Here is a 12,695-nt window from a genome sequence, read left to right as displayed (position 1 = left end):
AAATGGGATCAAATGGATAATGAATGGGATTAAGGATTTTGACAAATTTTCACGACTAAAATAACCGGGTGTTGAAAGGAGTGTGCTTGTGGGTAGATTTTTATCGAAAATGCTGACTGTATGCATGACCGCTTCGCTATTGATGTATTGTGGTGTGGGATTTGACAAAGCTTCTGCGGATGGAACGCAATCTGTCGTCGAATGGACCAGGGATTACGGAAGCATTTCTTCCGGGGAGGGCGTGATCTCTACTTCCGACGGCGGCTATTTAGCCACGGGGAATGTGAGGGGTGGAGACAAAGACGGAGATGATTCGTTTCAAAAGGCCTATGTCTTGAAGCTGAATGCTAAAGGTCAGGTCAAGTGGGAACAAAAGCTAGCACATAGCTATTCGAGTAATACGGCGTACCTGGCGACGGAGACGAAAGACGGGGGTTACCTCGTATTAGGATCGTCAAGGACTGAAGGCGAATCCAAAGATGAGCTTTACATGATCAGATTGGATTCCTCGGGCAATGTATTATGGGACAAGACTAAGGAGGACGCTGCGATAGACAGCACCCCGGTATCTGTGATAGAAACGGACGACGGCAGTTTTTTGATTGCCGGAAGAGGGATTGTTAGCTGGGTTGCATATGAACAAGCTTATATTTTGAAAATCGATGCGAACGGCAACGAGGTATGGTATAACAAATACCCATTCACGGGAAGCGACTTTTTCAACGATCTGATACCCGCGATCGACGGCGGATATATCGCTATCGGTCATGCAGGATTGGCGGAGTATGAATCCAAAGACTATGATGCCATGCTGATCCTGAAGCTCGACGATCAGGGCAAAGAAGTATGGTCGAAACAGTTTATCGATCCGAAAAGCAGGTGGACTGCCCATTCAATTGTGGCTGCAGAAGATGGCGGATATGTGGTCTTAAGCCGGAAAAAAATGGATGACAAAAATTTGGTGTTACTCACCAAACTCGACCTTGAAGGACAAGTGCAATGGGAAAAAACTTACTCCGACGGCGAAAATTCCGAAATGTATAATCGTCTGGTGCGCACAAAGGACGGCTATGCCATGTTAGGCGGACATAATTCCAGAAATAGTCTGAATGAATCGAAAACGCAGTACGGTGTATTAAGTGTCAATGTTAATGGAGGGGTGATTAGCCGAGATTTATTTAAAGGTCCTCCGATCACCTATGTCGGTAAGGCCGCAGGAACGCCAGACGGGGGATTTATTTTCCCTGGAACCGTTACGCGGGGAGATACACATAAATTCCAAGTGATGAAGCTGTCGCCTCCGGCTGAAGGAACCCCTGCCGAGCGTGCTCTGACAGGCATTTCGTTTACGGACAAGGAAAAAAGATTAAAAGCAGGCACAAGCGCCGCCACCGTGCTTCAAGCCGTATATTCCGACGGAAGCAAAGAAGATTTATCCAGTGCCGGAGTGTACGTTTCGGGTGACAGTGCCGTTGCAACCATCGACGCATTAGGCCGGATTTCGGGGAACGAGCCGGGAGAAACGTACGTCGAAGCAACATTTGAAGGGTTTACTTCAAGGCTCAACATTACGGTGCTGCCTAAGGATACAGACGAATTCGATCCGGTGTCCGGTTATATCAAGCTTGATTCGGGCGAATACTCCATTTTGGAAGGTTCAATGCTCGATCTGAAGGTCACACTGTATGACTATAAAACGAATACGGAATCGGATATCACGAAGCTTACGACCTTTACAAGTAATCATCCGGACATAGCAGAGGTGGATGAGGAAGGAAACCTGATTGGTCATAAGCTGGGAGTGACCCGAATTTATGCGCAATACAAAGGAAGCCGCATTTCTGCCGATGTGCAGGTGGTCCGTGCAGCTTTTCCTCAAGAAAAAATGCAGCCGAGCATGGAAAATTCTGAACATAGTGTAACGACAGAATAGAGGCTGCTTCGTTCGTTGTCACGAAACCGAGGAAGATAAGCTTAAGAAGCCGCCGAAATGGCGGCTTTTTGTGTGTGAATAGATCAATCCGCCATAAGATACGTATTCAAAAACTGGTTTCTAAACTTGCCTTCCGGATCGCAATGAAGGAGAAGTTTTCGGAAATCGGGCAGACGTTTGTAAAGCGCTTGCAATTGGGCGGGCGGCATGGTGAACAGTTTGGCCCAATGCGGACAAGCAGCAAAGGGAGAGAGACGCTCTTCGATCATGGGCAGCACTTGCTGCACGGCTTGCCAGTCGGGCTTCCAGGTGAAATGTATCGCAACCGAATCCTGCTTATAGCAAGGACTCATCCACAGTTCATCTTCTGCAATCATGCGAACCTCGGATACATAAAGGAGAGGGGAAATATGCTCCCGCAGCTCATCGATCGCACATAAGGCTTGGTAAGCGACTTGTCGAGGGACAAAATATTCGCTTTGCAGTTCCTCTCCGGCGCTTGGGGTGAACTCCATCCGGAAATGAGGAAGCCGTTCGAACCAAGGTCCCGGGATCCCCATCTGTTCACTGCAGTTTTCCGCTGTATAACCGGGCACGGGGTGGACATTTCTTGCCGCCCTCGTAGCGCCGAAAAATTCCGGTCCCATCCCGACGCTGGTGCCGTCCAACATACGATGCTTCAGCCAGACTTGGTTGAAGCGGGATTCCTTCCAGTCCGTGAACAGACTGACGCTGTAGGCGGCAGAGGTGATCTCATCGAAAGAATCTTCCAGTTTCACCAAAGGCAGATTTTCGTATACGTACTGACTCATCTCGAATGCTGGAATGATATCAAGCGTGATCTTCGTGACGACGCCAAGGCCCCCCAGCCCGACAGCCGCTCCGTTGACTCCATCTTCATGATCTCGCGAGAATCGCATCATGTCTCCGTCCGCTCTCACGATCTCCATGGAATGGACCGCTGCAGCCAGATTGGCGTTCCGCACACCGGAGCCATGCGTTGCAGTTGCGCATGCGCCTGCAACCGTAATATGCGGCAGCGATGCCAGGTTATGAAGCGCATAGCCTTGATCGTTTAGATAACGGCACAGATCGCCGTAGCGGATTCCGCCTTCAACAGTTACCCTATGATTCTCGCGATCCAGTGCGATTACCCGGTTCAGCTTTTCCAGAGAGAGCTGCATTTCCGAACTGTCCGCGATTCCATTGAACGAATGCCGTGTTCCTAACACTTTGATCCGGCGGCTCCGAGCTACGATCTCTCTCATTTGTTCCAAGGTCTCAGGAGTATGGAGCTCCGTGGCGCTGTACTTGTAGTTGCCTGCCCAGTTGTGATTTTGATTCATCTGCTCACTCCTCCTTCACTTTAAATGTTCATATCATATACATGATAGCAGGGGCAGGGACAGACTCTCAACCCTATCGTATACTCTTTTATCATTTGGAAAATATTCAAATCTTAGCAACAGTGGCGTGATGAGCTTATGCTACAATGAAACTGCAACTAGTGCATTTTTCGTAAAATAGATACAAATCCGTTTCTAAGGAGAGGTGACTTGTATGGATTTGAACGATAACCAAAAAGAAGCAGCGCCAGAAGAGAATCAAAATAACAAAAAAGAAACGAATCGGATGTCGACAAGCGGCTGGCTTTTGGAGACAGCCGTTGACGAGTTTGCCCAAAATGGCGGCTTTGACGACTTGCCCGGAAAGGGTAAGCCGATAAAGATAGGGGATGGTGATGTTCTCACTGGGATCATGAGAAACGCCAACTACCAGCCTGCATGGATTGAACTGAGAAAAGAGATTGCCGCCGACTTAAAGCGGATTACCGATCGTTCAGGCATGAACTTACTTATGGAAGCTGAGCTAATGGACGCTGAGCTAGAACACATCAACCAAAAAATCCGGAAATATAACAGACTGGTTCCGAACCCTCTTTTGCAAAAAGGTCTGGTCTCCGGTATGAATCTGCACACAGCCTATGATAAATGGGCTTAGCCCATTTGAATCTATTCGCCAAGTGCTTGGGAGATCAGTGGTTTAATGAACAAAAGCGATATAGAGGCTTTACAACGATAAGCATAGCTGATTCATTTTAATCAAAAGAAGTATCTCCCGTAAAAGGAAATACTTTTTTTTTGACTTAATGAAGTCGTCTTCGGCCTCTGACAAAAATGGATTTTGACAGTGGATTCAGGGAATGAGAAAATATTGTTTTGTAGAAGAACGATAGTTGTGTAAAAAACTGTCACATATTAGATGTAGAATTATAAAAATTTGGAGGCATATCCATGAATCAGCGATTTCGTATAACACGATCGATGCAAGAAAACAATGCAGAGCAAGCCATTTCTTTGGATGAGTGCAAACAATACTTTGCATCCAAACCCGATTTTACCTATTCACAGGTTTTTACAGTGAAAGGACCCGAGAGCACGATGTCCATCGATGGGGATTTTTTTATGTGGAAGCAAGGGGGTATTGAAATTCCTTTCCGGCTTTATTTGGGAGATTTATATGTAGCCATTTCCAGCGAAGCTATAGTTCCCAAAATGATTGAAATTGCAACAGATTTGCGAGCAGATGTGGTTGAAGGGTAAAACGTTGGTCTCGTTAAGCATTTAGGGAAGGAAGAAAGCCTACCTCTTTGCCGAAATGATGAGAAAAGCTTTGGAGTTCGGAGTATATGCTCAAACAACAGGAATTTTATATCCGGAGTTTCTTGGTGGATGTAAATGATGAGAAAAGAGTAAGCGACCAAGCTTGGGATATTGGAATATTATGACAATGGATAGAAAACCACTAGAAAATACAAAAGTCCCGCAATCAATTTCGTGATTGCGGGACTTTTGTGGAAGACAGGGTAGCGTGCTATAGCGTTTACCTATTTGCGCCACGCCACGCATCCAGTTGCTTTTGCACTTCTTGCCGTATCTCGTCGATGCCTGCTAGCTTGAGCTCCTCGTTAAATTTGGGGAGGATCATGTCCACATCGACTGAGCCAGTCATGAGACTGGGATAGTATTTCTTCCAAATCATCTCGATGTTATCGGTTTGGGCGGTCAACTTGGAGAGATCAGGAGTAAAACCGAGCACGGATGACTTGATTACTTCTGCGTTGTATTTGCGGAATTGATCCCATTTATCGAGAGGTTCCGGATTATCACCGCCCATGGTTTTCAGTATAAACCAGTTGCCCTGAGTGTATTGTACTCCTGCATAGCTGGCTGGCGCATCCGGGATCGGGTCACCGTGGCTGTCTTTGCTAGGAATGGGGGCTACTTGCCCATGTTCATCCAGCGTGTAGTGGACTCCTTCAATACCGTAATTAAATAAGTTTCGTATTTCAGGGTCGGTATTGAGTAGATTCAGAAACTTAATACACTCAACGGGATGCTTGGTGTTGGCATTAACAGCCATGATGCCTCCACGGACGGATTCTGTGGTAACGACGGTGGGGGTTACGGGATTCGATACAACCTTGTAGCCGCGATCCTTACTCCAAGTCGTCTCCGAGAGCGGGCCGCCACCTGAGGATTTCCAGAACACTTTAGCCCCACGCTTAAGTCCGCCAGGCTCCCGTAGCGCTGCATCCTTATTAATGAAGCCCTCCTTATAATAACGACGTAAAGTGTCTAATACCTGCCGTGCTTCCTTTGTTTCGAAGATATTCACGACCTTAGCGCTCGGGTCCAGAGATTTCACCATCAAGGGAACTTTATTGTTCACAACATATTCATAGCCATAAAGAGCGAAGAAATTTTGTGAATCCTGATCCAATTCCATGGGTATGTATGACGGCTCTTCCTGTCTAATCATACGGAGCAACGGTTCAAGTGATTCCAGAGTGTTGTATTTGGTAATGTCGATATTGTGCTTTTTTACTATTGAAGCAGGATACATCCAATGATCACGTACGGCCAGCTCTTTATTGGTCGGTACTCCGTAAATGCCCCCATCGTTCATTCGTACCCCTTGCCAAAAAGTCGGGTCAATGTTGTCGTATAAATCTTTGCCCAGACTCGTAAGGTAATCATCAAGTTTCAGCCATGCTCCGCGCATTGCGGTGGCTGCATAATTGGGTGCAAAAGCAATATCGAAAGGGCTTCCTGCGGATATAAGCGTGTTCAGCCGATCTTCATACTCTTGCCAGCCTACCTTGATATAGGTGATCGTTACACCAATTTTAGGAGCCATGATTTCATTGATCTTATCATTTACGAGCTGCAGGTCTTTGTCGGGCTCTCCAATCGTGTAATAAATCAGATTGACGGGGTCGCCACCATATTTATCGTAGTTATTTTTGCTAGGCTGCCGGGAACAGCCAGTCATATTTATTGTGAGCAGCAGGATGAGGCTGATTGTCATGAAGATATATCTGTGTCTAGAGCGCATCAGCATCGATATCCTCCTTTCCGCCGTGTTCGTTGTTAACCTTTTCCCCGCAGATCAGAGGGGGATTTTCCGAAAAAGCTTTGAAAGTGTGTATAAAAATAATTGAGATTATTGTATCCAACAGATAGCGCGATATAAGAAATCTTCTCATCTGTCGATTGAATTCTTTCTTGTGCGAGCAGCATACGGTAAGCCATGAGGTATTCTGAAAATTTCATTTCGGTTTCCTTAAGAAATAATTGCCCAAGGTAGGTACTGTTCATCTGAAAGCGTTCTGCCACTGATTTCAAGGTAATATTCTGAGCATGCTCCGTCTTGATCATCAGCAGAATACGGTTGACTAGCTTGGATAGGCTATCATAGCTGACATCCAGTACCGGATCCTTGTTCAAACGCTCGCTGCCCTTATTGCCTATCGTACCACCCAGATCTTCAACAATAATCTTCTCAATAACTTGTTGTAGCTTCGGACGTTCTACAGGCTTGAGCAGATAGTCTTTGACTCCACAGCGGATGGCTTCTTGGGCATACTTAAATTCACTATAGCCGCTCATAATAACATATTTCGTAGGAATTTGAAGTTCATTGAGTCTGCAGATCGCTTCGTACCCAAGATTCTTGCCAATGCAAACATCAAAAATGGCGACATCCGGCATAAGGTCTATGATCTTGGATATGGCCTCCTGCGTAGACTCGCAGGTATCGATCCGGCCGAAGCCGTATTGTTTCCAGTCCAGGATTCGCTTCATCCCCTCCAAAATCTGAGGTTCGTCATCCACAATCATCAGCTTGTACATGTTCAATCACCTCTTTTGATATCCGTACCGAAATCTTGACTCCAGCTTCCTCATTATTTTCAATTTTTATAGAGTAGCTGTTCCCATAGAAGAAATGAAGACGGGTGTTTACGTTGCGTAGACCGATACTCTTGGAAGAAGTATCATCATGGCTCGAGAGGGTGCTTCGAACAGTATTTAAGCGTTCTTCATGAATACCACGCCCATTATCCACGAATTCCAATACATAATGGTCTTCAGCTTCCCAGCCATTAACGACATACAGGTTCAACTCTTTGCTGGCGATAAAGCCATGGATGAAAAAATTCTCAGCCAAAGGCTGCATCCAGAATTTTACGGTAGGGATCGAGAGTAACGCCGGTTCGACATTGACTTGATAATAAAAACGCTCCGGATACTTAAACTCCATAATCTCCAAGTACTTTTGCAGCAATTCCAGCTCACTGGCAATCGAAATAATATTCTCTTTTTTGACAATTTCACGATAGAGCGCACCCAAGGTAGCAATGGCATCAGCGGTATCCCTGTCCTGGTTAACAAGAGCAGTGGAGCGGATAACCTCTAATGTATTGTACAGAAAGTGAGGATTAATCTGGTGCTGAAGCGCTTTCATTTCAGTTTCTTGCTGTTTTAGCTTAAGCAAATATTCGTTACGAATATGCTTATCTAATTGCTGTATCATATCGTCTAATTCCCTCGCGATCATGCCGTATTCATTGCGGCGATAACGAGCAGGGCGATTAGGTGTGAAATTCGCTGTTTTCACGCGTCCGATCGATTGAATAATGCGGTGCAGAAAGCGGGCATCATCACGCATATTGTACACAATGAGCAGCAGTACGCTAATCATGGTTGTTATTATGATCAGAAAGATGGTAAGCAGCATCCTGGCATGCTGACGAATCAGCATAGATAAATCAACGATGCTAACGAACTTGAAATTAAACTTGGTGGAGGGGAAGGTGACAAAAAATATATGCTTAAAAAGACCCTTTGAAATAAAACCATGACTTTGTCCATTCGCCGCCGCCATACGGGACAGTTCCTTTAATTCTTGGTCCTGTTCATTACCGATAAGGTATATGTCGCCGGAAGCACTGACTGCAGCAGCCTTGCCAAATCGATAAGTTTGTATGGATTTAAAGATTTGATCACTGCTGACCAAGAAACGCAGCTCTCCGAATTCCTGTGATCCTACTGTTGGATCTGATAGTTTCTTGCGATATACGAATCCTTTTAATAGGGTATCGTGAAAAGCTTCATCTGTATTTGGAAGACCGAACATGAAGCTCGTATTTCCGTTGTCAGTAAAGCGTACAACATTGCCGTATTGGTTGGTATGCAGGCTAATCTGCGTAATTTCACCTTGCGCCCAGCTGTACAGATAGGTTTTAATATCCTCCGGGAAGGATACCAGCGGTTGTGAGAATTGACTGTTCTGCAGTCTGCTGGTTAAGTAGCCTTCAACACTGCTGCTTGAATAACTATGAACATCATCCATCAGACTGTGATTGGAGTATATACGCTGCATGTAAGCCTCAATTCGGTCGGCATCATACTGCAGCTCATTCTCTACACCGGCGAAAGCGTTGGTTGCCTCTATACGGGCATCACCAACCCATTGATTCAGCAGCATTGCACAGGTCAAAATGCCAAGTGCGATTCCAATGGTCAAAACGAAGATGACATAAGCAATAAACTTTTGACGATAAATTTTGATTTGCAAAAAAGAGCTCATACGACACCTCAATTGCAGTAGGTCGCCCTAAAGTAAGCATTTACCATACCACTTTAACATGATTAAGCGAAGCTTCATAGATAGGAAAAAGCATCCCTTACAGAATGTCTCAATAAGGGATGCGCATGAAAGTAATCTACTTGAAATAATTATTAATTTGCTCTTGAGCGGCTTTCATGATCGCGTCCATACCAGCGGACTTTAACTCAGCTGTAATCTTCGGAACCATTTTCTCCGGATCGGATGCTCCTGTGATGAGTTCATATTTGTATTTATCCCATACTGCTTGGCAATTGGCCACTTCTGTCTGAAGATTGCTGATGTCTAGTGCAAAGCCAAGGACAGTAGAAGAGGTTGCTGCATCATTCAGCTTTTTAACCTGTTCCCATTGATCTTCAGGAGCCCCTTTTGTAACTGCTAGATTAAAGAATGTACCTTGTGTGTAGGCAGCCAGCGGCCAAGTATCGGAAGTACGCTCAATAACCTTTTCACCATCGACGTTTTTGTAGTCTACGCCTAACTCACCGAATGCCAGCATATTGCGCAGTTTCGGATCTGTGTTGACTAGTTCGAGGTATTTCAATGCTTCCTTCTTATATTTCGAATTCGCCGAAATTGCATTCAGGGACCCTTGGATCGTACTCGTTGAATAAATAGGTCCATAATGCTGAACCATATCATACTTTTGAACAGCATCATTGATTTGCCAGCCTACTTCTGCTCCAGGGAATGCCTGTGCTGCAAAGAAGGCTCTTCCTTTTTCGTTCTCCGTTTTCGTCGGAGCATCCGGGTTGATGATGCCATCTTTATACCATTGATGCAAAAGTTTCAGATTAGCCATCACATCGGGCTGCTCGAGAACCGAGACAACCGTGCGTGATGCATCGTCAGCTTTTACGCCAACCGGAGGGAAGCCCAGTGTTAAATCGTCATACTCGTTTAAGAAACCGTTCAAGCCTTCGCCTTGCGTCATCGGCAATGGATAGAAGCTCTTGCCTTCAGCCTTCATGGCGTGCAGAGGCTTATCAAGATCCTGCAGTGTTTTGATATTGTTGATATCAATATTGTACTTTTGCACATATTTATCATCGTATACCCAATACTGCGTTAATGCTGAATCCTTATAAGTAGGAACGGAATAATACTTGCCGCCAATCTTTGTACCTTCCCATACCTTTTCAGGAATCACTTTGTATAAGTCAGGTGTTTCACTTTGAACCAGATCGGTGATATCGGCAAGAGCACCCATAGCCACTTGCTTGCTGTATTTACCGCTGTTTGTGAACATAATGTCGAATGGTTCGCCAGTATTCACAATGGTGTTTATTTTCGTGTCCCATTCACCCCAGCTGGCTACCTTGATGTCAATTTTCACACCAATCTTCTCAGCTGTGTATGCATTCATGGCATCAATAGCTTTGCTGAAGTTATTAGGCACTTGGCCGCCGATGGTCCACCAGACCAAAGTCGGAATATCCTTACTGGCTGTTGTAGTGTCCTTTGATGTGTCTGTTGTCTTCGTAGAACTATCTGTCGCAGATCCATCGGTCGTAGATCCTGACTTCGAGCCGCCACAAGCTGCTAACGTAGTTACCAATGTCAGAGCACAAAGCGTAGAGATGAACTTAAAAGATTTCTTCATTCCATTTCCCCCTTATGAATTTATATCACCGTAAGAGTTGTACAGTGATCTATCATAAACCAAGTTTGCTTGGCTTATTTCGTCATCATCCTTTGACAGCACCGATCGTTAGTCCAGAAATAAAATATTTCTGGAAGAAAGGGTAGGCGAAAGCTACAGGCAGAACAATTAGAATGGCTACAGCCATGCGGGCAGATTCCTTCGGCATCGTTGTGACAAGTACTGCGTAGCTAACGCCCATACTTGCGGCATTCTTGGCGAGTGCATCTACGTTGCTCATTAAGCTGTTAAGCAGTGCTTGCAGAGAATATAGGTTTTGGTTATCGATATACAGCATCGATTGGAACCAGTCATTCCAATAAGCGAAGCAGAGAAACAGTCCTATGGTTGCAATGACCGGCAAGGAGATCGGTAGGATGATTGAGAAAAAGATTCGAAGCTGGCTCGCGCCATCAATTTCAGCAGATTCAATCAGCCCATCGGGAATCGTACTTTTAAAGAAAGTTTTACAAATGATAACATTGAACGATGATACTGCGAGCGGTAGAATCAGTGACCAGATACTGTCCTTTAGTCCCAATAAATTTGTATTAATGAAGTAACTGGATACCAAACCGCCGTTGAATACCATTGGGATAAATACCACCCAGGTCAGAAAGCCTTTAAGCTTGTATGCTGGGCGAGAAAGTACATAGCCCATGGAGGTGGTAAGAAATACACCAAGCACAGTACCAGCTACTGTAACAAGTGCGGATACACCGAGCGCCCGCAGAATCATCGCGCCCTGCTTGACAATATAGGTGTAAGCCTCCCCTGACAAAGCAACAGGCAACAGATGATATCCTGTCTCACGTATGGATGCTTCACTGGAAAATGAAATGGATAAAACAACAACGACAGGTATGACACAGATCAGCGCCAAGATGATAAAAATCAGGTTGAAAAAAATGTTCACGACTTTGTTTGTGCGATTAAATTTCTCAAGGCCCGTTTCGTAAGCCGTTCTCGTTGCCATCGCCCTTACCTCCTTACATCATCGCGCTATCTGGATCAATTTTGCGAACAATCCAGTTAGCGGTTAAAATCGTTGCACAACCCAGAACGGACTGTACGAATGCGGCAGCAGATGCCATACCGACTGTAGCGGTTTTCAGTTGTTTATACACCATGACATCGATGGTGGTAGACACGTTGAACAGAGAATTGGAATCTCTCGTGACCTGATAGAATAAGCCAAAATCAGTGTAGAATATGCGTCCAACTGCCAAAATGAACATCATGACGATAACTAGCTTGAGCATTGGCAATGTAATAAATCTCGTCTGCTGCCAAATGGAAGCGCCATCAATAACAGCTGCTTCATAATAAGTGCTGTCAAGGCTTGTGATCGTTGCCAGATAGATGACCATACCATAGCCCAGGCCTTTCCAGATATTCAAGAAAACCAGAAGGTAAGGCCAGTATTCCGGCGCCATGTACCAGTTAACAGGATCACTGCCCATACTGACGAGCATTTGATTGACAATTCCTTTATCAAAGCTTAGGAACGCCCAGCCTACAGCAGATACGACAACCCAAGATAGGAAATAGGGGAGGAACATCATCGTCTGATAGACTTTACTTGCTTTGCGGCTGTGAAGTAATCCGATCATAATAGCGAATAGAACGGGCAGTACAATGCCTGAAACGATAAAAATAATATTGTATCCAATGGTGTTTCGAATAATGATCCAGGCGTCATTCGACTTGAATAAGAACTCGAAATTTTTGAAGCCTACCCATGGACTGTTAAACACATTGCTCAAGAAGCCGCCGCTAATTCTGAAGTTTTTGAAGGCAATAATGATCCCGAACATAGGTAAGAAACAAAACAGTATGTACCAAATCGTCGTCGGCAATGCCAAGAGGGTTAGTTCCGTATCCTGTTTGCGCCAACGGCTTCGTAAGCGCTTTCGTTTGTCTTGTTGTTCGGTTTTAGAGCTCATGTCTGTCACTCCTTCCGGTGTTTTCTCGATTGTATTGCACTTGTTAAATTCATTGTATAAGAGAAGGATCGGGTGCTTCTAGATAACAAACTTGATACTATAGTCAACAAACGTTAGATTCGAAATATTAAGTTTACATAATAACCAGTCACATCTACCTAATGATAGGATCTGCACCTGTACAGAACGTCGCGTCTATCTC

10 protein-coding genes are annotated in these 12,695 nt (G+C 45.0%); 3 read left to right on the top strand and 7 right to left on the bottom strand.

Annotation, left to right across the window (positions count from 1 at the left end):
• Positions 1-88 precede the first annotated feature (88 nt).
• The gene (locus KJS65_RS08450; protein ID WP_213649427.1) at positions 89-1,933 is read left to right on the top strand and encodes an Ig-like domain-containing protein; all 1,845 of its coding nucleotides are present in this window, start codon (positions 89-91) and stop codon (positions 1,931-1,933) included.
• 83 nt (positions 1,934-2,016) lie between these two features.
• Here the strand turns inward: KJS65_RS08450 and KJS65_RS08445 are convergent, their stop codons facing one another.
• Entirely contained in the window at positions 2,017-3,279 is a 1,263-nt protein-coding gene (locus KJS65_RS08445) for an FAD-binding protein (RefSeq protein WP_213649426.1), read from the bottom strand.
• Positions 3,280-3,493: 214 nt separating this feature from the next.
• On the opposite strand from KJS65_RS08445, the gene KJS65_RS08440 reads away from it, so the two are divergent.
• Positions 3,494-3,934, top strand: a complete 441-nt coding sequence (locus tag KJS65_RS08440) for a DnaJ family domain-containing protein (protein ID WP_213649425.1) — start codon at positions 3,494-3,496, stop codon at positions 3,932-3,934.
• Between the two features lie 293 nt (positions 3,935-4,227).
• Positions 4,228-4,536: a hypothetical protein gene (locus tag KJS65_RS08435; RefSeq protein WP_213649424.1), complete on the top strand. Its 309-nt coding sequence runs from the start codon at positions 4,228-4,230 to the stop codon at positions 4,534-4,536.
• A 280-nt stretch (positions 4,537-4,816) separates the two neighbouring features.
• On the opposite strand, the gene KJS65_RS08430 is transcribed toward KJS65_RS08435, so the two are convergent.
• The 6 genes from KJS65_RS08430 to KJS65_RS08405 form a co-directional block, all read right to left on the bottom strand.
• Complete coding sequence (locus KJS65_RS08430; protein WP_213649423.1) at positions 4,817-6,337, bottom strand: ABC transporter substrate-binding protein; 1,521 nt, start codon at positions 6,335-6,337, stop codon at positions 4,817-4,819.
• Between the two features lie 29 nt (positions 6,338-6,366).
• A complete protein-coding gene (locus KJS65_RS08425; RefSeq protein WP_136605384.1) occupies positions 6,367-7,128 on the bottom strand; it encodes a response regulator transcription factor in 762 nt (253 codons plus the stop codon).
• Positions 7,103-8,866, bottom strand: coding sequence for a sensor histidine kinase (locus tag KJS65_RS08420; protein WP_213649422.1), 1,764 nt, complete (start codon positions 8,864-8,866; stop codon positions 7,103-7,105). The genes KJS65_RS08425 and KJS65_RS08420 overlap by 26 nt, the downstream gene beginning before the upstream one ends.
• A 136-nt stretch (positions 8,867-9,002) precedes the next feature.
• Positions 9,003-10,508 (bottom strand): ABC transporter substrate-binding protein, encoded by a 1,506-nt coding sequence (locus tag KJS65_RS08415; RefSeq protein ID WP_213649421.1) that lies wholly within the window; start codon positions 10,506-10,508, stop codon positions 9,003-9,005.
• Between the two features lie 85 nt (positions 10,509-10,593).
• Entirely contained in the window at positions 10,594-11,523 is a 930-nt protein-coding gene (locus KJS65_RS08410) for a carbohydrate ABC transporter permease (protein WP_213649420.1), read from the bottom strand.
• Positions 11,524-11,536: 13 nt separating this feature from the next.
• The gene (locus KJS65_RS08405; protein WP_213649419.1) at positions 11,537-12,493 is read right to left on the bottom strand and encodes an ABC transporter permease; all 957 of its coding nucleotides are present in this window, start codon (positions 12,491-12,493) and stop codon (positions 11,537-11,539) included.
• Positions 12,494-12,695: the final 202 nt, after the last annotated feature.

The organism is Paenibacillus sp. J23TS9 (assembly GCF_018403225.1).
In the GTDB taxonomy this organism is placed as follows: Bacteria; Bacillota; Bacilli; order Paenibacillales; family Paenibacillaceae; genus Paenibacillus_AQ.
Note: the sequence above shows the minus strand (reverse complement) of the source record. Positions and strands in the feature narration are given on the sequence as shown.